The organism is Mesorhizobium sp. M0145 (assembly GCF_040322355.1).
Lineage (GTDB): Bacteria > Pseudomonadota > Alphaproteobacteria > Rhizobiales > Rhizobiaceae > Mesorhizobium.
This window is the reverse complement of sequence record NZ_JAMYTK010000034.1, coordinates 18,535-44,923: the sequence shown is the minus strand read 5'-3', so window position 1 is coordinate 44,923 and position 26,389 is coordinate 18,535. Positions and strand designations below refer to the sequence as shown.

The window sequence follows — 26,389 nt, the reverse complement described above, 5'->3', positions numbered from 1 at the left end:
AGATTATCCTGCACCGTACTGCGTGCTATTCCCAGCACGACCGCAATCTCGCGGGAACTGGTCCCGCTTCCGGCAAGCCGAAGCATTTGTCTCAACTGTCTCATGGTCAGCCTTCTCTTTGCCGGCATCAAAATGTCCTCGTTCATCGCGAGGCAATTGATGCCAAAGTTGCTGGCCCAGGAGGTAATCTTCAGTGCCGAAAACTGGCCGGTCTTTGGTTGGAATGGTGGCCGGCTTCATACCGGAATGGTGGCCGGTGTTTGATCGGAATGGTGGCCGGCTTCACGTCGGAATCCGCATGCACCATCGCGATCGCGAACGCTGGCTGTGCGCAATATCCGGTTTGTGGGGCAGAATTTTGAACCTGCTACCTTCCGATTGTCAGTAGCTCAGTTGTTCTTCGGCCGACTGCCGCGCCAGTACAGGCTCGGACAGAATCGAAGATACCATCAGGCAGGCATTCGCATTCGACATTTCCGGTGATCGGCGCACGATCCAGGGCGCGCCAGGTTGACCAAGCGCCTCGAACCGCATGACAGTCTTGACCGTCTGGAGGACGGAAATCCCGCGATGCCGAAGAGGTTGGTCAGCGCAGTCGAGCCCACAGGGCATTTGCGGCACGAAACAGCAAGGGCTGGGAAGCGATCGGCCGCGCGGTCCTCGAAGGCGCGGGCCAGGGTGTCGATGATGCGTCGGTTCAGGTCCGCCAATCTGGTCTCTGCCGTCTGATAGCGGCTTCGGTCGCCAGTGACAGCGAGTAAAGATATTTGGCATCATCGGCTTTGATTACCGCGCAGATCTGGTCGAGATTGGGATAGCTCACTGGTGCACCTTTGGGCTCATAGTGCTTCCTCCTCATCGAGATGAGCATTGCCGGATTTGGCGTAGAACACCAACACGGGTCCGAGATCAAAGCGCGTCCCGGGCGCAAGGCGCTGGACGGACCGGGGCCATGTTTCGGTTGAGACGCCATCGATGCCTCGCGCCAGCGTTCTGGCGAATCGGGGCATCAGCGGAGCGAGTGTCGGTGCCAGGATCGCAGCGGCCGTCATCTGAAGGGCTAGCGAAGTCCGATTGCGGGCGGGATAGAAACGTCGCGCCGCCGCATAGGCTTGCGCCCGACGGTAGATCACGCAATCGCGCACGAAATCGCAGACCTGAGCGGCCGCGCGCCGGACGGAGAAGCCTTCGTCCGAATAGGCGCGTTCCATCGCCGCGCGATAGATCTCTATCCGAGCAAAGAAGGCGCGGTCGGCCGGGCTCCAGTCGCCTGCATCGGGTACACGGCCGCCAAAATCCTGCTTGATTTCCTGGTTCAACGCATCGAGCCAGTTCAGCCAGATCCCTTGGAACACCTCGTTCTCGGTGCGGCGCAGCGCGTCCAGCCTGAAATCCGTCCGCTCACCTTCCGGGCGTGTCAGGCCCAAATGGAGGCGCACGACGTCGACTGTCTTTGGGCTCAGAACCTCCTTGCCCCAGACCGCATGGCGGCAGCTGGTTGAGAACTTCTTGCCGTCGAGCAGGTAGAACTCGTTGACGTGATAGTGGATGCGTGGCGTCCAGTGGGAGAAGACCTGGGCGTAAAGAGCGGGGTAGAGTAGCGCGTGGTAGAACGAATTGTCGAAGCCGAAGAAATGGACAATCTGCCAGTCGTTGCCGGGCAACTCCGCCTTCCAGTCGCGACCCAGCAAGCGGCCCAGCGCCTGGATGTTGTAAAGAAAACCGAAGGCCATTTCCGGCCAGACCCAGATCACTTGCCCCGGGAACCCTTCGGCCGGCAGGCCCCAGTCCGAGGGGTGGGTAATGGGCACTGAAAAGTTGCCGCGTCGGCGTAGGCGCGCGAAGAGATCCAAGATCCGTAGCGGGACGCCCGACGCCCTTAGATGCCGGTCGATATTGTCGTAGCATCGGTCCAAGGCAAGTTCCGGGCGGCGGACGGAGCCGACCAGCGGCGCCTCGGCAGACTGCCGTGACCGGGCTGCACCCAAGTCATGGCAAAGGTTTGGGGCGCCGCATTCCTCGCAGATGTTGCCAGCGGCGGAGCCGCCGCAATCGGGGCAGAGGCCGCTAACATCCGGCTCGTAAAGATAGTGGCCTGTCACAGCATCGAAAAGCGCAGGGCTCTGGCGCAGATCTACCGCCGTGCTGCTCAGAAGACTGCGGAAACACGCGGCTTGAAACTCGCCGTAACCGTCATCGCCCATTGTGGGTTGGAAGCTGTGGACCTCACAATCGAAAAGTGCAAGCGTGGCGCGAATCTCGTCCGCGTAGTAGTGCGCCACGTTTGCAGGCGTCGATTGATCGGCATCGGCGCGTGTCGTGACGTAGCTCTGGTTGTCATCGCTTCCAGTGAGGTGATATGCTTCGACTCCTTTCATGCGCAGGAAACGAGTATAGACGTCGGCGCCGAAATAGGGGCCAGAAAGATGCCCCAGATGCAGATCGCCATTTGGCGTTGGCGGCGTGGAGAAGACGAAGATCGGCCCGCGTGGAGCCGTGGTTTTTGCAGCGGCATCAAGGGCGGCCTTGCCGTCTCGCCAGTAGACATCGACGAAATTTAGGTCTTCGTCCCCATCGTTGCGCAGCACATGCGCTTCAAAAGGGTGGAACAGAACGACATCGCCCGCCTCGACCGAGATTTCCCCACGGTCGGTAGTGACCTTGCCCGCGCCAGACAGGACCACGAAGGCCTCGATTTCGTCGTGCCGATGGGGCTCGGATGTAACGCCCGGTACCACCCTACCGAACGAAAAACCGGTGCCGACGCTTCCCGTTCCAAGCGTGGCCATGTCGATACCGAACGCCCGCGACAGCTCCGTTCGAGAAACCGTGTATTTGCGCATGACAACGAACCTAAGCTGTTCAAGCAGTGGGACCTTCGGCTGCCAACGCAACAGCCTCTTGTGCAAGTTGCGCAGAGAAGCGGCAGCCCAACCCGTTGGCGGCCCCGGCCAGAATAATGCGGCTCTGGGCCGCCAGGCGGGCGACGAGGGGGGCGCCAGTCGGGCTGTAGGCGTCATAGAAGACCGCCCTGCGACCACCTCCACAATCCACGTGCCAAAGCGTCGTAACGGGCTGCGGTCGAGGCTCCGCGAGCCCGCAAATCAGAACGCCACACTCTCCGCGCATTTTTGAGCGGTCGATCAGTTTCACGTGCATGCCTCCGCCTGGCTGCGTGAGCTCAATCGCGATAGAAAATGCCATTTGGGGGCTTGAGTTTGTTGAGATCGGCCACTTTGCCCTCGGGCGGGTTAAGGGCGCGCTTAAGCACGTTATATTCAGCGCGGGTCGGTCCACCGGTTGAAGCACGCTGGAACACCAAGTAGAGTGTCCGCCGCGAACGATTGCTTTTGTTCGGTCGTGAGTAGTGCGGTGCGTAATCGTCGAAGATGAAGATGTCGCCAGCCTTCCATACTACGGGTTCCCAGGAGAACATTTCGGCGACTTGAGGATCGATCACCCCACCGGCATCCATGGGAAACACCCCCTTCTTGTGGTTGCCGGGGCTGAAGAAAAGCCCGCCGTTTTCCGGGTCGGAGTCGTCGATGCCTATGGCAACCACCGCATGGACCATCCGGTCGGGGAGTTTGTGTGGAATGTGATAAATGTCCTGATGCGGGAGATAGCCGCCGCTGTCGGGGTAGTGGAAAATCAGCAACTCCTTGAGCCTGCGCGAATCTTCGCCAAGCAAATCCTCGACCGCTGACTTTATGCGCTGATCTTCTAAGAGCAAACGACGCAATGGATCATGGAAGTCGAGAAAATTCTCGATCTTGGAGATGATCTTTCGATTGTCCGTCGTCTTCTCGAACCACATAAGCCATTTATCATCGCTGACATCCCAGCGTGACATATCTTCGACAAAAGTAGAGATATCTTCCTGAGCCGCTGGAGCGAAGAACCTTTCGAGCCTGACGTATCCGTCTTTCTGCCACTTTTCTCTTTGTGCATCAGTCAACATGCGAAAAGCCTCCTGTTGGAAAGACTGGTTGGTGGACATCCCAATTAGGGCAGTCGGGCGCTGGTCAAGTTGCGGGTCCACGGAGACGGACTCACGTCATGTGGGACGGCGATGCTAAGTGCGTTCCGCTCCGGCGGATATTGTCCGCAGAAGCTCGGCGCGAGACTGCCTATATCAGGCTCAGCCGGGTCCACGGGTTCCGCAAACTGGGCCGGATCAATCGCTTCACCCGCTCCAGCCACGACACGCATCGCTAAAAGCCGGCACCATCCGTGGACGTCCGACCCAGCCATGGCCGCCAAGACCACGGCGCTCTTTCGAGTGAGCGACCTGGTACGGTCTTGACAACCGTAGGGGAAATGCACGCCCCCAGAATAATGCGATGCGCCGCTTGGTCCAAGGGCTTGTTCGGTCCCGTTGATTTCGGAGAAGCCTCCGGCCTTCGCCGCAGCGGAGGCGGACATCATTCCTAGGATGCCACCGCCGATGATCAAAAGTCTACGAGTCATATCCCGCTGCCCATTTCTTCGGCTGCGGGGGCGGGCCAGCTCTCGATCGAGGTATGGCTGATGAAGCCAGGATGCTCGGGGTTCGCGCATGGCGCGCGCCCAAGAAGGCTATCGAGGATGCGGCGCGCGCGCCAGGCCAGCAGGCTTAGGTTCGGATCGGCCAGGCCGCGCTGCCCGAGGCTCGCGTTTTGTACGAAGATGCGTCTGTCACGCGGTCCGTCCCAGCTCACCGAAAAATCCTCGCGAATAGCTAATTCATTGTCGATCTGCTCCAGCCGGTGCGCGATGGGTTCCAAGAAGTCTGGCACCGCGTTCTCGTAACCGGTGGCCAGGATGACGATGTCAGCCGTGACTTCTTCGACCTCGACCATGCCGTGCTGCAGGGTCAGCCTGTGACCCGCGCCGGCGTTGATGCAGTGCGAGACGGTGCAGCCCGGCCGCAGTGTGATGTCGGATCGGTTTGGCTCGAAAAATGCGTGGCGGTACAGCGCCTGATAGATCGCGCGCAACGTGCTTTCCGAAATGCCGTCCGAGGCAAGCACGAAACGCCGCAGGAGCAGCTTACGCTGCGACTCGCTCATCGCCGCGAAACGATCCGAAAAGCAGGGCATGAACAACTCGTTTGTGAACGGGCTGTCGTCGAGAGGCAGGTAGTTCTCACGCTGCGAGACCCAAGTGATCGAGGCAGGCCGCCGTTCTTTCGGCAGGCCGACAAGGTGCAACATCACCTCGGCTCCCGACTGGCCTCCGCCAACCACGCAGACATGTTTTCTCCGCACCTCAGGATGGATGTGCAGTAAAACAGATGAGTGGAACAGGTTGCGTCCAGTCCAGCCCTGAAACTGAGGCGGAATTTGCGCCTGCTTGCCAATGCCGACCACAACGTTTCTGGCGCCGAGGACCGCCTTATCCGTCCGCACCCGAAACTCGCCGTCAAAGCGGATTTCGTGCACGGTCTCGCCGCCATGGACAAGTGGGTTCCTGTGGAAGGCCCAGTTCAGGTACTGCTCAAACTCAGCTCTGAACACAACCTCGAACTGTGCGTTCAGGAAGTGGTACAAACGCCCGTTCTCGTGCAGGAAGTTTACGAAAGTGTAGGCTGATCGCGGATTCACCAGTGTGACCAGATCCTTGAAGTGGCTGACCTGGAGCTCCGAGGAATCGAATGCGATGCCTGGATGCCAGCGGAAGTCGACCTGCCGATCCAGGAACAATGCCCCTTGCCCAACTTGCTCGTGTATCTGACACGCAAGGCTCAAATTACACGGCCCAGCACCGACCCCAACGCAAGATAACTCCACTGCTTCCTCCTATAGAGTCTTCCCACTAGGCGGCTTGTTCGCGGCGAATATCGGCCATAGCCATTGGGCCCCCTCGCGGACGTTTTCGAGCCCCGGTCCCGACCGGGTTTGCGAGAATTTGTCCAGCGTGTTCGGGTCGTCGAATGTAGACCCGAGCATTCCAGCGCGGTGACAATCGACGGGTCATGCCGGCGACGTGGGGCAACGACGTATGTCCTTTCCGCCCGGTCTGGTGCCCGCGTCGCGGTCACGCGAACGCTTTCCAGGCCCATTAAGGTGTTGGCGCAATCGTCCGCCTCGACCATGACGCGCCGCCTTTCGGCGGCTGATGGCAGGCGAGAGCGCGGTTTTCACTGCGGCGACGGCATTTTCGGTGCGCCTGATCATGGACGACGTCTCGCTGATGCGTTCGCAGAGTCCCATGCATGGGCCGTGCCAGAGAAGGAAACCCCTATTAAACAATCGGTTGGCGGATTTGCGATCCTGTCGGAAATCCGACATTGAGGGGGACGCCTACCGGGGACGCCCGATTTGCACGTCGATGTCGCCTTTTCCGAATAACTAATTGTGGAGCCTCAACAGGGTTGTCCTGAGCAAGACCAAGACGACTGATTGGCGGTTTTGATCCTAAACTGGCGTGAGGGCGATGCCAATTATAGCGATGGAGCCATCGCGGCAGTTCGGCGGTGCGCTCGATCGAAGAGTTGTAGGCACGCGCGTAGGCCCATTCGCGCAGGCTCGTCTGAATGAAGCGCTCGGCCTTGCCGTTGGTTTTTGGCGTGTGCGGCCGGGTGAAGATGTGTCGCAGGCCGAGACGTTTGCATGCTGCCCGGAAAGCCTTTGACCGGTAGCATGATCCGTTGTCGGTCATCACGCGCTCGATGCGGATGCCCAGCCTGGCGTAGTAGGCGACGGCGACCTCCAGGAACGCCACGGCGCTCTCTTTGCGCTCGTCGGGCATGACCTGCACAAAGGCGACGCGAGAGGCGTCATCAATGCAGACATGGACGAACTCCCAACCGATACCGAGGTTGCGGTTGACCACGCCCGTTTTGCGTCCGGCAATGCGATGTCCGACCGAACCAATCCGGCCGAGCTTCTTGATGTCGAGATGGATGAATTCGCCCGGATGTTCCCGCTCGTAGCGGCGCACGGGCTCGGGTTCCAGCGCGCTGAGCTTGTTAAAGCCCAGTCGGCGCAGAACCCGGCTGACGGTGGCCGGCGAGACGCCAACCTCGCAAGCGATCTGCTTGCCGGTCCAGCGCTGACGGCGCAGCCGTTCGATCATCTCCACAGCGGCCTGGGGCGTAGGCCGGCGGAGCCGGTGCGGTCGCGATGAGCGATCTTCAAGGCCGGCCAGACCTTCGCGGTTGTATCGATCGACCCACTTGTAGACAGTCCGCGGGCAAACGCCTGCGGCTTCGGCAACGGCCTCCGGCGGTTGCCCGCTCTCGATTTGCCTGACGATTCGCTCTCGACCGTGCCGCGTCAGCCGGGCATTCTTGTGCACGTTCATCCGATCCTCCTGGAATCAGTGAAGCTTCGACAACCTCAGTCTCCTCGGCCAGGATCGGATGGACAACCTATGGAAAGCTCACAGCTAATCGGGCACCTTCTGCACCAGAATACTTCTCTCATGGAGACCAGCACGAAGTCTTCATGAACCGACAGTGCAGAACCTGGTGTCTCTGCCGGACAGATCGCGATATGCCTTCTCCCATCGAGGTCGACAGTTGCAAGAGCTGCCAGATCCTTCGCCCTATCGTGCCGTTGCACTGGCTCGATCCCGACATCCTCGGAGGCCGCGATCATGAAGGGTGACGCAATCTCATGTCCGCCGCGAGGCCTCTCATGGGAAAGCAATTCTCTATGTTGGTGTCGGATCCATGCTCTTTGATGAGATGGTTGCGGATGGCCGCATGCCCAGACCTGAGCGCATCAATGATTGTGCGATCTGGGACCTTCACCAACTGGATTATCGAATCTCTGTAAAGATACCCGGAAGACAATTGCATTATGACCACTCTGCCGGTTCAAAAAGCACGTGCGCCATTCGGTTCCTGCGTCTCAATCCAGGCGGAGGGATGAGGCCGCAAAGCAGTCTTGTGCGCGCCGACCGGTGGCCCAGGATGGAGCCATCGTAAACGCAGTTATTTGATGATCGCCGCCGCGGAGTCCTCAGGCTGTGCCGCGCCCGACACCGGCGACGTAGTGGTCGTCGATCGCCCCGTCGCCGATGTCGGTCCGAAGCTCGGCCAGTTTCGCGGTGAGCTTCACTGCCTATTCCGCAGTGCCCACCGAGCTCGCACAGGAGGTTCTATCAGGCGGTCACGTCTGCACTCGTTGTCGGGTCTTCGACAAAGTCGGACATGAGACACACCGCAATCAGAGCCATGTCATTGTTGTGAAATGATTTTCTCGTTTGGCACGACACGTGCCAGGCTATCCGCAAACGCGCTGCGGCAAGGACTGAGGAGAAATCATGCCATGATCAAGCTCGCCGAACATGCGGTCGCAGCCGCGAAAACTGGGCCTTTCCGAGCCGACAGGACGTTGCGGCTGTTTTCCAGTCGACATCATTCTTCACGTTATCCGGACATGACCGTATTCGATTTCCGCCCAACGCTGAATGCCCCGGACGATGATCCCTATCTTTGGCTCGAAGATGTAGAAGGAGAACCGACACTTGCCTGGGCCGCCAGCCAGTCGGCCAGGACCCTGGGGCACCTCGGTGGAACACAGTTCGATCGCGAGCACGACGCCCTGACAGCGATCTTCGACCGTCCTGACAAGGTACTGATCACGCGCCGCGGTCAGTACCTCTACAATTTTCTAGCAGGATGCCGGAAATCCGCGCGCACTGTGGCGCCGGGACCACCCTTGTCGCCTATCCGCCGATCCTGCTCGCCACCACGAAGCGGGCGTGCGTCCACCCGGGCCACCCGGGTAAGACGGCCGCAAAGCTGCAGGCCTTTGGTTATCCCGCTTACTTCTGAGTGAGTACAGGGTCGATAATTGCGAGCACGGCGCAAATAATGTGTGCGCGGTCCCACGCAAACTGCGCATGAGCGCCGCGGCCATCCCAAGCAATTCGAGCAAGACTTTTCGTAGTTCAGTCCACATTTCTGAAGAGCAAGGAGAGAGTATCATGGCGAGAAACCAAATGCGTGCGGCGCGGGGAGTAACAGCGGCCGTTGTCCTCATCGTGATGGGACAGCAGGCCGTCGCGGCGGACCTTGCGCAAGCGGCGAGCGTCCCGCAGGCAGGAGCCTCGGTCACGGAAGCGCCAAGCCCTTGGCAGATCCGCCTGCGTGCGTTGGGGGTCGTCACTGAGGATTCGGGCTACGTCAATGCAGTGCCCGGCTCCGATCTTTCTTATTCAAACACGGTGACGCCGGAACTCGATATCTCCTATTTCTTCACGGACAACATCGCCACGGAGCTCATACTCGGCACCACCTACGCCAACATCGACGGCCAAGGAACGATCGGCGGGCTTGGCAAGATCGGCAAGGTTTGGCTGCTGCCGCCTACGCTCACATTGCAGTATCATTTTACCGATTTCGGCGCTTTCAAGCCCTATGTCGGCGCCGGCGTGAACTACACGATATTCTATAAGCAGGATGCCGGCAGCGCCGATGCTCTCAAGGTTAAGAACACGTTCGGCACCGCGCTGCAGGTCGGATTCGACTACATGGTGGATCAGCATTGGGGCGTCAACTTCGATGTGAAGAAGCTTTTCCTCAAGCCAGACTTCGACGTCACGGTCGACGGCTCGAAGCGGACAGGGAAGGCGGAGCTCGATCCCTGGTTGATAGGCGCAGGTGTCACCTACCGCTTCTAACAACGAAAGGTGAAGACGGCTGCTGATAGCCGATCTGAAAAGAAGGGCGCCTCGTGCGCCCTTTTTTGCGGTCATCCCTGCACGGGCGACACTTGAAGAAGCCGCTGGAGGAGGGCGGCCGCCCTTCTCCAGCGGACCAAGAAGGTACCCCTGGTCAATGCGGCCTCGACTAACGCCTGAAATGGACGTGCTTAGATGCGCTTCGGACCAAGATGGCTTTTGGGTATTGTTGATGGAATGCTAAAATTAGAGTTTTTGCCCGGCATGAGTCTCCCGGACGTCATATCTGAGCTATGCGCCTGCGTAGGCGAGCACGGAGCTCCTCGACGCCGACAAGATGCCTTGTTCAGCCATGCGGCGACAGCTGCTGTTCTTTCGCCGCAAGAGCGGTGGCTGGCGCCCAGAGGATGCATTCCTCGGCAGGCCAAGGCCTGCCTTTGCGCTGCCCCATGTCTTGACCCATGGCACGGTGCCGCGCTCCAGCTCGGCAATGATGCGGTCCGTGATCTCCTGATAAAGGCTGGCGCCGGGGCGCCCGCCCTTGCCTGCGCCAGCCTCTGCGCTGGCGGAACGCTTGCTGTTTGCATGCATCGTCTCATCCTCCGCTCGCCAATCGCCGCGCCTTGCCCCGGGAGCGGGGTGGGCGGCGAGTCGCGACCGGAAAGGCCCGCCGTGGTAGGCGGACCGCATCCGAAGGACCGGAACGAAGAGGAGGACCCTGAGCGGCACGCGAAGGGTTGCGGGCTGCCGCGGCGGGCCTAGAAGGGAGTGCCGCCCACCCCGCGCCACCGGGAAAGGCCAACAGACAAACCGCGCCGCCCGCAAGGGCGGCGGCCGTTGGTGCGCGTCGTCAGGCGCGCGGGCGCTCCTGTCAGCAGCATGAAATGCTTGGAAACCTTCTGGGCGAGTCTCATCAACCGCGGTTTCGTCCCTGCTTCCGACTGTTCAGAATGAGGGTTCAGTAAATCGGCCGGTTCGATTCCGAGCACTCTGGCGAGTTTTGCCACCGTATCAATGCTGGGCGGCATAGATCGAGCGCTCAAGTGCGCTGACATATGTTCGGTCGACGCCAGCCTCATGCGCCAGCGCTTCCTGCGACAATTTCTTTTTTGGCGATGCCTACGCAGATTGCGGGCAACGACCTCTCGTATTTCCATGCACGAGAAGCCACCCTCTTGTCGAGGATTTCACAAGTATTCTCTACAAAAATCAGAGACAACAAAGGGGAGCGGCTGCACGGCATCACTTTCGCGAGGACAAATCCCGCTGATCGTGAACTCAAGGACGTAAATCATGAAGTTTGACACCCAAACAACCGCAACGCCATCTACAGGTCACGAGAGCGACGCATTTGTGCCAGCAGCTCGCAAGGATCGATTTTGAGAGCCTCGGTTACGTCGAGAAACTCAATTACGTCCAGCCCACGTTCACCACCCTCATACTTGGCGACGAACGACTGCGGGCGGCTTAGCATTTCAGCAACCTGGCTCTGGGTGAATCCGATATTTTTGCGCGCCGCTATCAACCTTTTCAGCAGCCAGCGCTGGCGAGGTGATCGAAGGGATTTCGACATCAGACGAACCGGCCAAGAAGGAACCGGCTCATGGACTAATCCCAGTTTCGGATTATCCCATTTTAGGATATTGTGCAGTTAAAGGTGGACACGGGGAATTCATACAGCGAGACATAAAATGGAAGACAGATTGCTCCAACCTGCTGTTGCCGACGAGGTCCCCTGGGCGGAGAGCCTGACCGCTTATGACAATGAGCACTTCAGGATCTATCTGAGACTCATAGACGCATGCGCCGGCAATGCCAGCGAAGAAGAGATGGCGCAGGCGATATTGGGCATTGATTCAGTGCGAGAGCCAGCTCGCGCCCAAAAGGCGGTTCGCAGCCATCTCGCGCGCGCCCACTGGCTGGTGATCGCGGGGTACAAAGAGCTGTTCGCTGGCCAAGAGGCCTGAGGGTGACGATCGCTATAGAAGAAACCGCTTATACCCGCCGTTCATAAGCGAGCGCCCGCGTCTGACTGCACGGCGGACGCTGTCGCGAAGATGGTCACCGGGGTCGGCCCAGTCCTGCTCGACGCGGGCTCTGCCGAAGAGGGCAAGGCCGATTTCGCGGTGTGGTGCGCCAGCGATGGAGCCGTCGAGCGCACGCAAGACGCGGCGCAACCGCGAGCAACGGGGCTCGGTCGGAAAGAATCCTGGTTGCAGCCTGCCGGTCCAACAGAGGCTGTTCAGGCATTCCAACGCGTTCAGGCGTTGCTTCAGTTCCTCTGGCGACCAGAGGACGGAGGATGTCAATCGCACAGCATCGAGGATGCTGACGCCTGAGGCAGCCAACTGCAAGCTCCTGCCACTGTCCTCGACAAGGACGTGCTGATGCCCATCCCGCGTGAGGAGTATGGAGATGCGGCAGGAGTGCGCGGCGAGATCGAGCACGTCGACCCCGCGCGGCCGCGCCCCCATTTCGGCAGCAACCGGTAAAACATGCGGACATTGCCAAGGGCACCAAAAGACGCTCGCATCAGTTCCTTTCGAGCTTGCAAAACAGAAGGCCCCACCGCGACAGATCAACAGTGTTCGACGGCAGGCTGATAATATCCCCGGACCGGGCGTTCGTGCGTTCGGCACCGAGCAGCGCGTTCGTCAGATCCTTCTGGAAGTCCGGATTGCGCCTGAGGAATTCCCAGGCCCAGCCTCGGCTGGTCAGCCGCTCGACATAGCGATAGTCACCATCATCTTGCCTGTCCGGCCAAGCAGGGCCAGGTCTTGTTTCGTCCATTGCATCATTTCCAGAAAGGGTTGGATTCCAGGCTCAGGCGATCTTCATGACCGGTGTCCACAGCACCGGGCCCTTGAGTCCGCCATTGCGACGGAGGGCTTCCAAGCTCTCTGTCGAGACGTCGAGATATCCGGCAACGGCACGTGTGTTGCCGATTATTTGCGGATCGGACAACCGTTCGAGTGGCCAGCCGGCGCGACGCAAGATCCGCTCTATGCGCAGATCGGTTACGGTGACGATGTTGCTCAGACCGCGTGACAAACCAAACTCGACCATTCCGGCAAACAGCTCGTAGGTGCCAATTGCGATGCCCGCCTGTTTCGGCGCGGAAGGCGGCAGATCAAGCGCAAAACGGCTGCTTTCCCAAACCCGCGGATCTTCCGGCGCTGAACGGTCAGCAAGGAGAGCGAAGAAGCTATCGCGCAGCATCGTCGGTCCTGTAGTCGGCAACAGGCGCACGCAGCCGTCGATGCGTCCGGTCGGCGCCCGCAGCAAGAGATAGTGGGGGCGCAGCACATCGAAAGGATCGATCTCATAGCCACCGCTGACCGAAACGTCCCAATCAAGTCGATCCCTGAAGACGCGATGCCGCAAGCGGTGCATCTGGGTGAGCTCGTCGACGAACTCGGCGTAGCAATCCGGCGTGATCAACTGCATCATGATGGCCTTCTCCCTCGCATGGATAGCCCCTGCGATTGAAGGCGAAGGCCGGAGTTGATACAACCTGTGTATGTGCCCAGGTTTCGGAGATCAGGTGAAGAGAGATGGCCGGGATAGTGCAAGCCGAACAGCTGCCTGAATAGCCGTCTTCACGCCAAGCTTCTTCCTGGCGTTATCCCGATGATAGGCTGCGGTGTGCCGACTGATTCCCAAGATGCGGCCGATCTCCCACGCCGTCTTTCCGCGAGCCGCCCACTTCAGACACTCGATTTCCCTTCGCGATAGGGAAACGCCATCCACGATCCTGCCGTCGGCCAGCTTGCGACAGGCATGAAGATGGAAGAAGATCGCGATGAGCTGCAGCACGCGGTCATATCGGTCAATCAGGCGGAAGAACAGTGGTCGCCTTTCATCCGAGGCGAAGGTCAGTGCTGCAAACGTACCGGTGCTGTCATGGATCGGGATCGTAAAGCCGCAGTGAATGCCGAATTGCGTCGCCTCATCCATCAATTGTCGCTGCTGCGTCGACAGTTCGAGATCAGCGCCGTGCGCATCCCAGTTGAATGGTTCCTGACCACCACGCGCCTGATGGATAACCGGGTCAATCTTTTCATACCGACTGTGAAGGTAGTGAGATGTCCAGGATTGAGGGTAGGTGGAAATCAGGCGCACCTTGCGGCCCTTGCCAGGCGAAGGGAAAAGATAGGCAAAAGATGGCAAATCGAGCGAAGAAGCAATCTCCCGTAAAGCGTTGCGCAGGTCTGTCGCGTCAGCGCTGTCTGCGATTTGCTCGACAAATTTATGAAAAACGTCTTGCATAGCTAAATTGCAGTGAGTTGGCTCATGGCTTCTGGCCCCCCATATCGGAGCCCGGGTCGACCAAAGCGCGGCCATGCAAGGATGAAGGCCCGGCAGGAGACTGAGCTCCGTGCCGGGCCGGTGCGCCTTGGGAGGGCGATATTTTTGCTTCGACGACGCTCTTGTCGACACCGAGACCTCATTCCAGCGTCGTCTCTCAGCAGTGACAGTTGTCCTCTTGGGTTTGCACTTCATTACGGTCGGGGTGTCTGTTTGCGGGGCTGTTGAGACTGCTCCATGGAGGAGCTCAGCCTCACGGTATTGCGGTCTGTGGTCTGTGAGAGCATCACCTCTACAATTCTTGCAGCAGCCCTACGTCACCGTCTCGGACGCGAAGGCGGTTCTGTATTTTTCGAGATTGACGTCGCATTTTCGGCATCGGCTCGCACATCCTCCATGCAAGTTGCCTTAAAGCGAAGCGGGTTGTTTTGCGCGCGCCAGCTCATGACGCCACAGGGCTCCCGGAGGTCATATCCTGGTCGATCCGAGTGGGAGGCGTCATCCGTCACGTCAGATCATATCGCGCCCTCCGCCTTCAGCGCGCGATAGGTCGTATCGACTGATTTCGCGGTTGCGTCGACGATGATGTCGATCTCTTTTCGGGTAATGATCAGAGGTGGGGCAAAGCCGAGGATATCGCCATGCGGCATGGCGCGGCCTATGACACCGTTTTCAAACAGAGCAGCGGCGGCGCGCACGCCGACCTGAAGTCCGGGTTCAAATGGTACCCGCCCCTTCGGATCCCGCATCAGCTCCACGGCGGATAGAATGCCGACGCCCCTAACCTCGCCAACCATGGGATGTCCCTCCAGTTCGGCTTTCATGCGGGCTTGCCAATACGGTCCGACGTCCCGAACATGTTCCAGGATATTTCTTTCCTTTAGCAATTTAATGTTGGCAAGCGCGGCCGCCGCGCAAAGCGTGTGACCAGAATATGTCCAGCCATGGCCGAGTGGCCCGTGCTTTTCCGTCCCTTGTTCCAAAACCGACCAGACCCGGTCACCGATAATCGACCCGGAGATAGGCAGGTAGGCGGAACTCAAGCCCTTGGCGATCGTTACGAAATCCGGGCGCATACCATAGAGGTGCGATCCGAATTTCTCACCGGTTCGCGCGAAGCCGCAGACCACCTCATCGGCAATAAGGAGGATGTCGTACTTGTCAAGCACCCCCTGAATCGCAGCCCAGTATCCCTTCGGAGGCGGAACGATGCCACCGGTCCCAAGTACCGGCTCTCCAATGAAGGCTGCAACGGTCTCTGGGCCTTCAGCGAGGATAAGGGCTTCAAGTTCGTTGGCACAGCGCCTGGAGAACGCCTCCTCATTTTCGCCGTCGCGCGCCTGGCGATAGTAGTGTGGCGTCGTCGTATGGCGCACCAAATTCAAAGGCAGGTCGAAGAAATCGTGAAAGAAGAGAAGGCCTGTCAGGCTACCTGTGACCAGCCCGGACCCGTGATATCCGCGGTGCCGCGAGATGATCTTCTTCTTTTCAGGGCGACCGAGAATGTTGTTGTAGTACCACACCAGCTTGATGTTGGTTTCGTTGGCGTCGGAACCGGAGAGGCCGAAAAAGACCCTTCGCATGTTTTGACCGAAATATTCGACCACGGCCTCTGCCAAGAGTGCGACTGGCTCAGTTCCTTGGCTCGCATAGACATGGGCGAACGGCAACTCGTGCGCTTGCCGGGCGATGGCCTCGGCAATCTCCGTGCAGCCATATCCCATATTGACGCAGTAAAGCCCTCCGAAACCGTCAAGGCTCTTTCGGCCGTCGGTATCCCAGATGTACACGCCTTCTGCGCCGGCCATGATCCGGTTTGGCGTCTCGCCGCGGCTGTGCTTGGCCAAGTGTGTAGACGGATGAAAGACGAAGCTTCGATCCTTCTCCCGCAGTTGCTCGGTTCCCAGATTGCTCAAACGCATCGTCGCTCTCCTCGCGCATCAGTCGGCTGGGAACACTCGGCCAGCCGCCCGTTGGAAACCAGCATAGTGGCAAACGTATCTCGGGTTTCGCGGGAATGCACACTTTTAGCCGACGAATTCACGGAATCGGCACCAATCGCCGTGAAAACCAAGGCTTCCGGAGTTTACCGTTGCCTCAGGGCGGACAGAGGAATCGGTGAGTTGGATTTCACTGGTTTCGTCACGACAAGGCTGTAGTATTGCTCGATACCCAAGCCTGCCTGCAGCAATTCCTCCATGAAATCCTGATACGCAGCCATGGAAGGAGATGAAACGCGCATCAGATAGTCGATCCGCCCTCCGATAGCCCAGCAGTCGAGGATTTCCGGAATCTCTTTGATCGCAGTTTCGAAGTGTCGTTGATCCTCAAGACGATGGCGATCCAGAACCACCTCCACCATTATAGAGATGATGCCCCCGATGAGGGCTGGACTTAATCGCGCATAGAACCCCTCAATGATCCCTGCGGCTTGGAGCACGCGGAGCCGCTCCGAACAGGCCGACGCGGAAAGGTGAACACGCTTTGCGAGTTCGCTTTTCGAAATCCGACCATCTGACTGGATCTCTGAGAGAATCCGGACATCCCAAGCGTCTAGTCGCACAGGATCGGGTTTCGGCTTCATGACATTTTGCTCTCAAGCGGTAGTCGCAGCGCAATTAGTGCCAACCAATTCCATCATCAATCGAAGCGAACGAATATAGTGGCCGTCATTCGTCCTCGGCCTGCAAGCTTCACTGCGAGGTTGTAGAAGTCAGGGGGACTGAGAACGATCCAAGCAGGACGCTGTAGAACAGTTGGGTATTGCCCCTGCCCCCAACCGGGCGATGACGCATTGGAAAGGAGTGATCGCCTGTCGGGCGGCGGGCCTTCTCGAATATGAATGGCGAATCTTTTTGGTATCTCCGGTGCTTGCCCCGATTGGCACCCCTAGACAGCACCCTAAGCGTCGATCGTAAGGACGGCAGGTCGATGCAGTCTTTACACTGAGCGTTTGGCATCGAGAGCGACTTGAAAGCCTTTCTTGTCTGGCTCGCCGAGGAGCTGAAACCACAAATGGCCGCCTGTGTCACCGATACGGCCCAAAATCCGAGGCGGGAGTCTGGCCGGATTCGGGCAGCCAGCGAACTCAAACGCCGATGCTGCGGGCGATGCTGTCGGCCGCCATGCGCTTACGCCACTCAAGCGGCCCGGAATTATGAATGGAGTTTCCCTCAATATCGACAGCCATGATGACCGGCATGTCCTGCACCTCAAATTCATAGATGGCTTCCATGCCTAGGTCTTCAAAGGCAACGAGCCGCGCCGCCTTGATCGATTTTGAAATCAGGTACGCAGCGCCACCCACTGCGATGAGATAGGGCGCCTTGTGTCTGACAATCGACTCGATGGTCGCCGGTCCCCTCTCCGCTTTACCGACCATCGCATATAACCCGGTCTCGGCGAGCATCTTTTCAGTAAAACCGTCCATGCGGCTGGAGGTAGTCGGGCCAGCCGGCCCGACGACCTCATCCCTCACCGCGCGGACTGGTCCGACGTAGTAGATCACGCGTCCCCGTAGATCGACCGGGAGCGGCTCGCCGGCATCGATCAGATCGACCATTCGCCGGTGGGCGGCGTCACGGCCTGTCAGCATCTTTCCGGACAAAAGAAGGGTTTCCCCGCAGCGCCACGATGCCGCCTCATGCTTCGTGAGCGCATCGAGATTGACCCGACGGACGCCGGTTGTGTGCAAGTCCTCATGACCGATCTGGGGCCATTCGGAAAGGTCGGGCGGTTGGAGCTGTACCGGTCCTGTGCCGTCCAAGATAAACTTCAGGTGCCGGTTGGCGGCGCATTGCGGAATGAGCGCCACAGGCTTCGACGCGGCGTGGGTAGGATATGTTGCAACCTTGACATCAACGACTGTCGTCAGCCCACCAAGGCCTTGAGCGCCGATGCCCAGCGCGTTAATCCGCTCATAAAGCTCAACCCGCAGTGCCTCCTCCGCGTTTGACGGCCCCCTGGCGATCAGTTCCGACATGTCGATGGGCTCGTTCATGGCCTCCTTGGCCAGCAACATCGCCTTTTCAGCGCTGCCACCGATGCCGACCGAGATCAGGCCGGGCGGGCACCATCCGCTGCCAAGGGTCGAAACGGTGTCGACCACCCAGTCGGCAACAGACGCGCTAGGCGTCAAGATGGTGAAACGCGCCTTGTTTTCGGACCCGCCCCCTTTTGCTGCGATGGTGATCTCAATGTGGTTGCCGGGCACGAGGTCGACGTGGACGACTGCCGGCGTGTTGTCGCGCGTGTTCACCCGCCCGGCAAGCGGATCCGAGACGATCGATGGTCGAAGGGGATTGTGGGGGTCGAGATATGCTTGGCGGACGCCCTCATTTACGAGGTCGGCGAAACTGGCCGCTGATTTGACGCGGACGCCCATGCCGACCTTTGCAAAGACCACCACAAGACCGGTGTCCTGGCAGATCGGGCGCCGTCCGAAGGCCGCCATGCGGGAGTTCAGCAAAATCTGCCCGATGGCGTTCTTAGCCGCCGGGCTCTGTTCGCGCGCGTATGCCTGCGAAAGGTACCGGATGTAGTCAAGGGGATGGAAGTACGAGATGTACTGAAGGGCGTCGGCGACGCTCTCTATAATATCCTTGCCGGCAATGGTCCGTGTTTTGCTATCCACGAAATCTCATCCTAATGACCCGAACCCGTTGACCAGTTTCAGGTTCTGAAAGCTCCGAAAACCTTGCTCGCCGCCTTCATATCCATAGCCGCTCTGTTTGACGCCCCCATATGGCGCATCTGCGGAAACGCCTTTTAGGTAGTTTACACTGAGAGCGCCTGCCGAAAGACCGCCGATCAGCGCCCGTTTGGTATCGGCGGCGCAGGTGAAGAAGTAGGCGGCCAAGCCATACTCGGTGGCGTTGGCTTCTTCGATCGCCTCCTCGATCGTGTCGAATGGCGCTACGGTGAGGATCGGCCCGAACGGCTCGTCATGAAGCATTTTCGCATCCTTTGGCACCCCTGTCAGGACGGTTGGCGGCCAGTAAAAACCCGGTTGGTCGAGGCGGGTGCCACCGGTTTCGATGGTGGCGCCGCGATCGACCGCGTCCTTGACCAGACGCTGCATGGCCTCGATTCGTCGCGCGTTTGCCATTGGACCCATCTCTGTCGCAGGGTCGTCCGGCGGACCGATCTTGATCTTGCGGGCGGCTTCCGTCATCAGCGATAGGAATTCCTCATAGAGAGACCGCGCGACGAGGATCCTGCTGGGCGCATTGCAGCTTTGACCCGCGCACTCGAACTTGTATTCCGAAATTGCCGGTATAGCTTTTGCCAGGTCGGCATCCTTGCATACAATGACCGGGGAGTGCCCACCGAGCTCGAGGATGCATCGCTGCAAGTTATTCGCGGCGAGCTTGGCGAGCTGTTTTCCAACCTCGGTAGAGCCCGTGAAAGTTAGGACCTTGACGATCGGCGAGTTGAGGAGATGCCGCGATATTTGCACCGGAACGCCAAAGACGAGATTGACCACGCCGTCCGGAATACCCGCTTGTCGTAAGGCTTCGACGAAATGGACAGCCGCGCTTGGTGTCTCTTCAGCCCCTTTGAGGATCACCGGGCAGCCTGCCGCCAAAGCTGGGGCGAGCTTGCGGGCGATGAGAACGGCGGGATAGTTCCAAGGCGTAAAGGCAGCAACGACGCCAAGGGGCTCTGGGACGATCATCCGGTTCGGGCCCATCGGAATAGGGGCCGACAGCTGTTCGGCGTGCGTGCCGTTCCACTCCAGTGTTTCGACAGCGCGCGCGTACTCGCCTGTCGCTTCGGCAATCGTCTTTCCCTGTTCGGTCGACAAATCCTTCGCTGCGTCTCCCACCTTCGTGGTCAGGATCCTGGCGGCCGCCACAAGGATCTCGCCGCGCTCTTTTGCAGGCCGTGAGGACCAAGCCTTGCGGCTGCGCTCTGCCGAAGCGAGCGCCTCATCCAGATCCGACACCGTCGCCGCCGCCACCGAGCCACATACCTTCTCTGTCGCCGGATTGATTACTGGCAGAGTGGTTCCGTCACTACCGTGTCGCCAACTGCCGTTGATGAAAAGCTGATAGCTCATGGCGTTGGACATCGCATGCTCCACTTGAGTGAATTTGCCAAGTGCGAGAACGGCCGATATGCGGACCATGGGCTCGCTTCTCTGCAATTTCATCGCGATCGCGCGGTGGGTCAAATATGGAATATCGCCCAAAACCATCTGGCATCCAGATTGGCACGGCTCATGCAGCCGCGGAGGAGCGGTAACACCTGGACTTGATTTGAAGGATGTGCCTAAGCGCGGTCCGGAGCCGTGGCTGACCAGTGCCTGCTCTCGATCAATGTCCTGACGACCTTGGGGATCAGTTTGCGGACCGCAGAGACGGCTGGAGAGCGCTCATCTTTCGGGTTGACGGCAACCACAACGGAACGGGTAATCACTGGATCAATGATTTTGACCGTTCGGACCTGTCCCTGAGAGGCTTCTTTCTGAATGGCCGACGGGGTAAGGATGGAATACGCCTTTCCTTCCATGACCATACTGATGATCGTAGAAAGGGAGTCGACTTCGAATCTGACGTCCAGAACACAACCGTGTTGGGCAACGACATCAGCCACCGAACGCCTGACGTTGTTGTTGCGCATGGGAACCGCCAGCGGAAATGCGTGCAGATCGGCCAGCCGTATTGAATCTTCTAAAGGCGGTTGACCAGGCGGCACCACCAGGCAAAACTCTTCGCGGGCCAGCACCGTCATTTGCCCGACGCTCTCGGCAGTGCGGTACAGGACAGCCAGATTGAAACGGCCAGCAGCCATCCACTCCTCTAGCGGTCCCGTCATGCCCTCGATCATCTTAAGCGAAATCCTCGGCAATTCGCTTCTTACTGACTCAAGTAGGGGACCACTAAGGACGCGAGCGGCTCCGGACGGAATGCCAATGGTCACCTCTCCCGAAGGAGCAGCCACCGAGTTGGTAAGTTCCGCCTCAGTGAGCTGAATTTCCTTCAGGATGATCCGCGCGCGCTCAAGCAGCTTGTCTCCCGACGCCGTGACGCTGACACCGGTCCGATCGCGAACCAGCAGCTGGGTGCCGAATCCTTCCTCCAGTTGACGCACATGCAGGCTCAGAGCGCTTTGAGCAACGTTGAGGGTCGCAGCTGCCTTCGTGAAACTGCCGGCTTCGACGACGCCCACAAAGTATCTTAACTGCCTTATGTCCACGATGAACAAATCCAACCGGAGCATGATCCCCAGTGCTTTCATATCTATCTCGAAACGAGATGGCAGGCAAGTCACAAAACCGTCGCACCAGTTCGAAAAAAGCCTGTCCGGCAGCTGAGTGGAGGCTCAGTTATTGCTGGCGAGAGCCAGGACCTCCTGGGCGCGCCGCACCACTGGCGGATCAACCATCTTACCATTTAACGAGAATGCTGACAGTCCGCGGGAGGCGGCATTGTTCTCCGCCGCGACGACATTGCGGGCCCACTCGACTTCCTGAGCGCTTGGCGAGAAAGCCTCATTGAATACTGCGACCTGTGTCGGATGGATCGCCAAAGCTCCCGCAAAGCCAAGCCGCCGCGCATGCGCCGCGGCTTCACGAAGCCTATGAGTGTCCGAGAACTCGCCGATGCTTCCTATGAAGCCTAGCGGGAGCAACCCGGCCGCACGGGCGGCAAATAGAACAGAAAGGTTCGGTGTCAAGAGAAGGTCGAATTCCGGGGCGCCGCCAACAGCAGCACTGAAGTCTTCAGGACCAAGCGCCATTGCGACCATTCTTGGATGCGCCGACGCAATGGCCGCGAGTCTTTGCAAGGCGCCCGGCGTCTCGATCTGGGCGAGGAACCGAATGCGTCCCAGTGGAAGATTTCTTTCTCGTTCAAGGTCTGAAACCGTATTCGCGATCTCTAAAACCCACTCTGCCGAATCCGTCTTCGGAAGAACCAGTGCGCCAACACCTTCCATCACGGCTGCATCGAGATCGGCCGCCAAGGCGCGCAACCCACGATTCACGCGGACCAAAACAGATGCGCCCTTGCGCGCCACCTTTGTCACGGATTCGGGAAGCTGCCGCCGTGCCTCGCCCTTCTGATCCTGGGGAACGGAATCCTCCAAGTCGAGAATGACGCCATCTGCACCCCGCTCATGGGCCGTCTCCACAAAGCCTGGAACGTGAGCGGGAACGAAGAGCAGGGATCTCCAGCGTGGTACAGACATCTCGCTTTCAACGGCCGCAAACGCGTCCTTGATCATGGAGTTGCCTCTGCGGTCGATTTTAGCGAGCGCGGTGGCAGTAGCTCGCTGGCGGCCGATGCGCTGAGATGACCCGAAGTATGCGAGCTCTCTATCGCGAGCGCGCTCACCTTACCGACAAGACGCGCGCTCACGCTGACGCGGCTCTCTCGCGCAAACGCCCCAGAACCTCCTCGCGGACAGTCTTGGTATGAGCACCAAGAGCCGGAACTGGGCGCAGCGAGGGGTGCTCAGAGTTGAAGATCGCCGCCGGCGCTATCGTGTCTACAACTCCTTCAGGTGTGCCAACCTCAACCCGCCGAACGTGTGGATGTTTTGAAACATCGGCCACTTCATTCAGTCGCCCATACGCCAGACCGGCTGCCTCAAGCTCCTGCATGGCTTCGTGGCAGGACAGTTCAGAAAACCGCCGTTCAAGGATCTCATCAAGTTGCGCACGGTGACGGAGGCGCTCCATATTATCAGCGAAACCAGGTGCGCGTGTGAGCTCCGGCTGCCTTAGGAACTTCTTGCAGAAATTTACCCATTCGCGGTCATTTTGAACCGAAAAGATGACCTCTTTGCCATCAGCACAAAGATAGGCGCCATAGGGCGCCAGCGACGGGTGTTTCACGCCGGCGCGTACCGTGTGATAGCCGCTGTAGTCGTTTTGCAGAACCGGAACATTCATCCAGTCGGCGACGGCATCGAACAGTGACACCTGGATGCTGGAGCCTTCGCCGGTGACCTCGCGGTGATAGAGGGCCTGAAGAATGGCGCTATGCGCGGTCATGCCTGCCGAGATGTCGCAAACCGAGACCCCTACGCGCGCGGGCCCTTGTTGGTTGCCGGTGATAGCGCATAGACCTGTTTCAGCTTGGATGACGAGATCGTAAGCCTTCAGGTGGGAAAACGGCCCCGCCTCCCCGAAACCGGAGATGTCGCAGGTGATCAGCCGCGGAAAGCGTCGGCGGAGGTCGGCAGACCCAAATCCCAGTTTTTCGATGCTGCCCGGCTTCAGATTCTGGATAAAGACGTCAGCAGCGGCAATGACCATGTTTAGGACCTCGCGGTCTGCCTCTGACCTCAGGTCCAGACAAACCGACTCCTTGCCCCGATTGAGCCAGACAAAGTAGGCGCTTTGCCCCCGCACCAACTTGTCGTAGCTTCGGGCAAAGTCCCCTTCCGGCCTCTCGATCTTAATAACCCGGGCGCCGGCGTCCGCAAGGCGAGATGACGCATAAGGCGCGGCCACAGCCTGCTCCACTGCAACGACGGTGATCCCCTCAAGGCAATTCTGCATGGTTACACCGTGCTTTTCATTGAACGTTTTCGTTTTGAGATCGACGACGGTTCAGCATCGCGAGTAGTCGGTTCTGTTCGTTCCCGACGATGGAAAATGCCTCATCGACGCCCATTCCTGGCTTTGCGAGCATCATTTCGGCCTGGGTCGCTACAGAAATGTGGACTGAAGCTTGGGCGGAGAGATCCGTCTCAGTACAGCTGCCCCCGACATATGCCCCAATTTTATTCGCCTTGCAGATGAGAACTGCGCGCGCCGTATCGGCGATTGAGCCGACGTCTGGCGTCTTGATTTGGACCAAATGCGCAGCCTTCGCTTCGGCAAAGAGCTGAATGTCCTCGAGCGTGTTGCACCTCTCGTCCACCACAATGCGAGCGCCAGAATCCCGGTCATCCAAGATCGATACGATCCGGGCATAATTCTCAATTTGAGCTTGTGTAGAACCAAAGTCGGCCGGGGACTCGATATTGATCGTAAAACCCGGAACCGTATCTGCTACCATGCAAATAAAGTCGGCGATCCGTTGCGGCTCCATCCCGATTTCCTGGCCGATCCAGCCATACACGTCGAAATGCAGCACCGGATGGTACCCCGGGCGGCCGAGTTCGCGCGTGCGCGTTGCAACCCACTTCACGAATTCCTGGAAAGTCTGGCCGCCCGCGCCGAATTTCTGCCTGGAGTTGATCAGGCCGTGGGGGAGGACATCCACGGCCTTCAGAATCATCTTATCCACATTGATCTCGCGAGCATCGCCGCTTTGACAGTAAATCGGGACCCTCCGCGTCGGCAGCGGCAAATCAAATTCAGCACATACGACCTCTGCCATCGTCCTGCGGTGAAGATGGGCCGCGGCTCGAAGCAGCGCCTGGCTCACGCCGTACTCAATCGCCAGAGGTAACCGCTTGTGTTCGAAGGCCCCGAAAACCTTGGCGCAGGCATCAAGGTAGCGAGACGCATCGACACCAAGAAGCTGCGGCACGACAAGGCGCGACGCTAAATCTGAGATTTGATTAGTGTCGAAAAGAGAATCGCGTCCACCGGCACCAGAATACTGAACGCTCATCATATCGCCCCAAACGACGGTGTCGTCGGCAAGGACAAGCCCGACACTCAGCGAAGATGCAGGAACGCGAATGGATTCGAAGTCGGGCGTGACGGCTTCTCCCAGATAGACAAAACCGTCCTGCGAGGCGCCGGCTCTTATGGCTGCCTGATCGTCGTAGAAAAACGCGCCGTTGCCTGGCGCGAGGATTACGTCTTTGATCTGCACTTCAGTTCGCTCGATTTATCGGACGGCGTTGATGCGGGATGCAGTTCGTACGCTGTCCGTCAAGTATCGCCATTTGGCGTTGAGTCCGCCAATATAATGTCCCGGGCGGTACCATCGCGTTTTCAGATGGCTGGCGCCTTACTTTGAGCACGGCTGTCTCTCTTTAAACTAAAATTTAAACAAACTTGGCAGTTAATTGAAGCCCATGCGAGCCGCCTCATGAACAGCCAGATGTCGGCAATAAAAGCCACGTTTCGGCGAAGGCGAACGTTCGCTCGAAGCTTTAGCCATGCGCCGCCCGCGGCGAGGCCAGGCGATTGTTCGCTCAGTGCTCAGTTATTCGGCGGCCTGACTCCAAAGGCCGCAGCGCATTCCGGGAGAATGACGATCTCAACAACAGGCTTCCGACCTGCTGGGGCGTGCCTTCAACTTCGGCTCCGCATGACCGCCGTCAGCGAACGCATCACGAGGGTCCGGACCTGTAATTGCAGAGCTTGGCGGTGTATCCGTTGAGGGTTTTAAGGATCTGTCCGCACTGGCCGAGCCGGAGCTGGTCGTGCTGTATCGGGTCTCACAAGGGCGGACGTTGCATTGACTCGAAGCGGGCTGTCAGGCCCATCTGACTACCTTCGCATATCGTCCGCCCCTGCGTTCCTCGCGGGACACCGCCCTCGGATCAGCGCTGGCGCTTCACTACTGGCAAACTGTTTCTACCTCATCTCAAGCCTCGAACAAAGTGCCGTCGCGCAGCATGGCATACATAATGACAGTGAGCGTCACGAGCACCCCATCTTGCGGGCTATGCGCTGGCGAGATTTGCCGCCTGATTTGCGAGGAGCGCAGGCGCATGGAGTGATCACCGGCCGGCGGCGGCGGCGCAACTGGACGCCGGCGGGAAAGGCTCTCTCGGGAGACCTGGCTGGTGCCACGTCTTTGCAGCTTGTGCCGTTTGCGCAGGAAGTTGCTGACGCGGTCATGGACATGTCGGTCAACGGCTTCGTAGGCCGGCGCTCGGGTGCCGTCGCAGAAGTACGTCGACCAACCGAGCAGAACCCGGTTTAGTTGAGCTCGCACCTCGCACCTCCGGCACGCACCTTTGTTTCCCGCCTCAGGAGTTTGCTGACTTTCGTCTTGACCCCGTTGCACGCTCTACTTGGACGGGCTTGCGCCCAGATACCACCGGGCCACCGTGGGGGAGGTAGTGTGGTCCCCATGAGTAGCCAACGAAGTCGAAGCGCTCGTGTCGGCATCCTTCATCGAGGTCTTGGCCTCGTTGAGTGTCACCCCGAGTTTCGTCATCACCGTCCGTGTCCACGCCAGCGCCTGGGCTGCATGACCGCAGCTGAGGATGACGAAGTCGTCGGCATAGGAGATGACATGAGCACGGAACGCTTCGCCGCGTCCGGTGAGCCGCCCCATGTTTCAGGAAGCGGTTCATGTAGATGACCGAGAGCAGCGGGCTTGCGACCCCGCCCTGCGGGTTTCGTCGACCACGCAGATCGAGGTCTCTTCCAAAGAAACGTCAAGTCCGGCAAAATACTTCATGGCTGCTCCTTCCCGATGTTTGTGGCGTCCAATGACGGTGGCGCTCGCCCGCAAGTGGCGTTCATTCCGATATTCGTCGAAAGGTTCCATGCCACACGGTCAGTATCAAGACGTCGCAACAGATCCTTCAACTATATTTT

General features: G+C 59.0%; 21 protein-coding genes and 4 pseudogenes. 4 read left to right on the top strand and 21 right to left on the bottom strand.

The annotated features are described in order from the left end of the window. On the top strand, positions 1-264 hold a 264-nt coding region (locus NKJ28_RS29900), incomplete at its 5' end, for a hypothetical protein (protein ID WP_352638157.1). 575 nt (positions 265-839) lie between these two features. Here the strand turns inward: NKJ28_RS29900 and NKJ28_RS29895 are convergent. The 4 genes and pseudogenes from NKJ28_RS29895 to NKJ28_RS29880 form a co-directional block, all read right to left on the bottom strand. Next, on the bottom strand, positions 840-2,843 hold the full coding sequence (locus tag NKJ28_RS29895; RefSeq protein WP_352638156.1) for a class I tRNA ligase family protein: 2,004 nt from the start codon (positions 2,841-2,843) through the stop codon (positions 840-842). Positions 2,844-3,181: 338 nt separating this feature from the next. Continuing rightward, positions 3,182-3,961 carry a phytanoyl-CoA dioxygenase family protein gene (locus tag NKJ28_RS29890; protein WP_352638155.1) on the bottom strand — a complete coding sequence of 260 codons (780 nt, stop codon included), beginning with the start codon at positions 3,959-3,961 and terminating at the stop codon, positions 3,182-3,184. Between the two features lie 505 nt (positions 3,962-4,466). After that, positions 4,467-5,771 (bottom strand): lysine N(6)-hydroxylase/L-ornithine N(5)-oxygenase family protein, encoded by a 1,305-nt coding sequence (locus NKJ28_RS29885; protein ID WP_352638154.1) that lies wholly within the window; start codon positions 5,769-5,771, stop codon positions 4,467-4,469. A gap of 561 nt (positions 5,772-6,332) precedes the next feature. Continuing rightward, positions 6,333-7,287, bottom strand: a pseudogene (locus NKJ28_RS29880) (IS481 family transposase). A gap of 1,082 nt (positions 7,288-8,369) precedes the next feature. Here NKJ28_RS29880 and NKJ28_RS33090 point away from each other — a divergent pair. After that, positions 8,370-8,662 (top strand): annotated as a pseudogene (locus tag NKJ28_RS33090) (prolyl oligopeptidase family serine peptidase); the annotation flags it as partial. A 272-nt stretch (positions 8,663-8,934) separates the two neighbouring features. Then, a complete protein-coding gene (locus NKJ28_RS29870) occupies positions 8,935-9,615 on the top strand; it encodes an OmpW/AlkL family protein (RefSeq protein ID WP_352638160.1) in 681 nt (226 codons plus the stop codon). A gap of 393 nt (positions 9,616-10,008) precedes the next feature. Here the strand turns inward: NKJ28_RS29870 and NKJ28_RS29865 are convergent. From NKJ28_RS29865 to NKJ28_RS29855, 3 genes and pseudogenes are all read right to left on the bottom strand, one after another. Beyond that, positions 10,009-10,206: pseudogene (locus NKJ28_RS29865) on the bottom strand (ArdC-like ssDNA-binding domain-containing protein); the annotation flags it as partial. A gap of 353 nt (positions 10,207-10,559) precedes the next feature. Further along, positions 10,560-10,772: pseudogene (locus NKJ28_RS29860) on the bottom strand (helix-turn-helix domain-containing protein); the annotation flags it as partial. A 170-nt stretch (positions 10,773-10,942) separates the two neighbouring features. Continuing rightward, the gene (locus NKJ28_RS29855) at positions 10,943-11,188 is read right to left on the bottom strand and encodes a helix-turn-helix domain-containing protein (protein ID WP_352638152.1); all 246 of its coding nucleotides are present in this window, start codon (positions 11,186-11,188) and stop codon (positions 10,943-10,945) included. Between the two features lie 118 nt (positions 11,189-11,306). Here NKJ28_RS29855 and NKJ28_RS29850 point away from each other — a divergent pair, with 118 nt between their 5' ends. Continuing rightward, on the top strand, positions 11,307-11,582 hold the full coding sequence (locus tag NKJ28_RS29850; protein WP_352638150.1) for a DNA -binding domain-containing protein: 276 nt from the start codon (positions 11,307-11,309) through the stop codon (positions 11,580-11,582). A gap of 12 nt (positions 11,583-11,594) precedes the next feature. Here the strand turns inward: NKJ28_RS29850 and NKJ28_RS29845 are convergent, their stop codons facing one another. The 14 genes from NKJ28_RS29845 to NKJ28_RS29780 form a co-directional block, all read right to left on the bottom strand. Then, positions 11,595-12,089 (bottom strand): DUF2285 domain-containing protein, encoded by a 495-nt coding sequence (locus NKJ28_RS29845; RefSeq protein WP_352638149.1) that lies wholly within the window; start codon positions 12,087-12,089, stop codon positions 11,595-11,597. A 58-nt stretch (positions 12,090-12,147) separates the two neighbouring features. Then, the gene (locus NKJ28_RS29840; RefSeq protein ID WP_352638147.1) at positions 12,148-12,405 is read right to left on the bottom strand and encodes a transcriptional regulator domain-containing protein; all 258 of its coding nucleotides are present in this window, start codon (positions 12,403-12,405) and stop codon (positions 12,148-12,150) included. Positions 12,406-12,438: 33 nt separating this feature from the next. Beyond that, positions 12,439-13,065 carry an acyl-homoserine-lactone synthase gene (locus tag NKJ28_RS29835; protein ID WP_352638145.1) on the bottom strand — a complete coding sequence of 209 codons (627 nt, stop codon included), beginning with the start codon at positions 13,063-13,065 and terminating at the stop codon, positions 12,439-12,441. 90 nt (positions 13,066-13,155) lie between these two features. Next, entirely contained in the window at positions 13,156-13,884 is a 729-nt protein-coding gene (locus NKJ28_RS29830; RefSeq protein ID WP_352638144.1) for a LuxR family transcriptional regulator, read from the bottom strand. A 554-nt stretch (positions 13,885-14,438) separates the two neighbouring features. Then, entirely contained in the window at positions 14,439-15,845 is a 1,407-nt protein-coding gene (locus NKJ28_RS29825; RefSeq protein ID WP_352638143.1) for an aminotransferase, read from the bottom strand. 164 nt (positions 15,846-16,009) lie between these two features. Beyond that, entirely contained in the window at positions 16,010-16,507 is a 498-nt protein-coding gene (locus tag NKJ28_RS29820) for an Lrp/AsnC family transcriptional regulator (protein WP_352572105.1), read from the bottom strand. Between the two features lie 504 nt (positions 16,508-17,011). Then, the gene (locus NKJ28_RS29815) at positions 17,012-18,556 is read right to left on the bottom strand and encodes a fumarate hydratase (protein ID WP_352572430.1); all 1,545 of its coding nucleotides are present in this window, start codon (positions 18,554-18,556) and stop codon (positions 17,012-17,014) included. 6 nt (positions 18,557-18,562) lie between these two features. Next, positions 18,563-19,996 (bottom strand): NAD-dependent succinate-semialdehyde dehydrogenase, encoded by a 1,434-nt coding sequence (locus tag NKJ28_RS29810; RefSeq protein WP_352638159.1) that lies wholly within the window; start codon positions 19,994-19,996, stop codon positions 18,563-18,565. A 200-nt stretch (positions 19,997-20,196) separates the two neighbouring features. After that, positions 20,197-21,123, bottom strand: a complete 927-nt coding sequence (locus tag NKJ28_RS29805) for a LysR family transcriptional regulator (protein WP_352572433.1) — start codon at positions 21,121-21,123, stop codon at positions 20,197-20,199. Between the two features lie 126 nt (positions 21,124-21,249). After that, positions 21,250-22,152, bottom strand: a complete 903-nt coding sequence (locus NKJ28_RS29800; protein ID WP_352572428.1) for an HpcH/HpaI aldolase/citrate lyase family protein — start codon at positions 22,150-22,152, stop codon at positions 21,250-21,252. A gap of 130 nt (positions 22,153-22,282) precedes the next feature. Next, positions 22,283-23,434 (bottom strand): CaiB/BaiF CoA transferase family protein, encoded by a 1,152-nt coding sequence (locus NKJ28_RS29795; protein ID WP_352572426.1) that lies wholly within the window; start codon positions 23,432-23,434, stop codon positions 22,283-22,285. A 16-nt stretch (positions 23,435-23,450) separates the two neighbouring features. Next, positions 23,451-24,704 carry a methylaspartate ammonia-lyase gene (locus NKJ28_RS29790; RefSeq protein WP_352572424.1) on the bottom strand — a complete coding sequence of 418 codons (1,254 nt, stop codon included), beginning with the start codon at positions 24,702-24,704 and terminating at the stop codon, positions 23,451-23,453. A gap of 720 nt (positions 24,705-25,424) precedes the next feature. Then, the gene (locus tag NKJ28_RS29785; RefSeq protein ID WP_352572422.1) at positions 25,425-25,778 is read right to left on the bottom strand and encodes a group II intron maturase-specific domain-containing protein; all 354 of its coding nucleotides are present in this window, start codon (positions 25,776-25,778) and stop codon (positions 25,425-25,427) included. Between the two features lie 75 nt (positions 25,779-25,853). Beyond that, positions 25,854-26,123 (bottom strand): RNA-dependent RNA polymerase family protein, encoded by a 270-nt coding sequence (locus NKJ28_RS29780; RefSeq protein ID WP_352638142.1) that lies wholly within the window; start codon positions 26,121-26,123, stop codon positions 25,854-25,856. Positions 26,124-26,389: the final 266 nt, after the last annotated feature.

Bases quoted from the DNA above. Each gene is read 5' to 3' on its own strand.
- NKJ28_RS29810 (WP_352638159.1), bottom strand. From the start codon at position 19,996: ATGTCCAACGCCATGAGCTATCAGCTTTTCATCAACGGCAGTTGGCGA.
- NKJ28_RS29890 (WP_352638155.1), bottom strand. From the start codon at position 3,961: ATGTTGACTGATGCACAAAGAGAAAAGTGGCAGAAAGACGGATACGTC.
- NKJ28_RS29845 (WP_352638149.1), bottom strand. From the start codon at position 12,089: ATGGGGGCGCGGCCGCGCGGGGTCGACGTGCTCGATCTCGCCGCGCAC.
- NKJ28_RS29895 (WP_352638156.1), bottom strand. From the start codon at position 2,843: ATGCGCAAATACACGGTTTCTCGAACGGAGCTGTCGCGGGCGTTCGGT.
- NKJ28_RS29840 (WP_352638147.1), bottom strand. From the start codon at position 12,405: ATGGACGAAACAAGACCTGGCCCTGCTTGGCCGGACAGGCAAGATGAT.
- NKJ28_RS29780 (WP_352638142.1), bottom strand. From the start codon at position 26,123: ATGGGGCGGCTCACCGGACGCGGCGAAGCGTTCCGTGCTCATGTCATC.
- NKJ28_RS29800 (WP_352572428.1), bottom strand. From the start codon at position 22,152: ATGATCAAGGACGCGTTTGCGGCCGTTGAAAGCGAGATGTCTGTACCA.
- NKJ28_RS29830 (WP_352638144.1), bottom strand. From the start codon at position 13,884: ATGCAAGACGTTTTTCATAAATTTGTCGAGCAAATCGCAGACAGCGCT.
- NKJ28_RS29835 (WP_352638145.1), bottom strand. From the start codon at position 13,065: ATGATGCAGTTGATCACGCCGGATTGCTACGCCGAGTTCGTCGACGAG.
- NKJ28_RS29795 (WP_352572426.1), bottom strand. From the start codon at position 23,434: ATGCAGAATTGCCTTGAGGGGATCACCGTCGTTGCAGTGGAGCAGGCT.
- NKJ28_RS29820 (WP_352572105.1), bottom strand. From the start codon at position 16,507: ATGAAGCCGAAACCCGATCCTGTGCGACTAGACGCTTGGGATGTCCGG.
- NKJ28_RS29855 (WP_352638152.1), bottom strand. From the start codon at position 11,188: ATGTCGAAATCCCTTCGATCACCTCGCCAGCGCTGGCTGCTGAAAAGG.
- NKJ28_RS29870 (WP_352638160.1), top strand. From the start codon at position 8,935: ATGCGTGCGGCGCGGGGAGTAACAGCGGCCGTTGTCCTCATCGTGATG.
- NKJ28_RS29850 (WP_352638150.1), top strand. From the start codon at position 11,307: ATGGAAGACAGATTGCTCCAACCTGCTGTTGCCGACGAGGTCCCCTGG.
- NKJ28_RS29825 (WP_352638143.1), bottom strand. From the start codon at position 15,845: ATGCGTTTGAGCAATCTGGGAACCGAGCAACTGCGGGAGAAGGATCGA.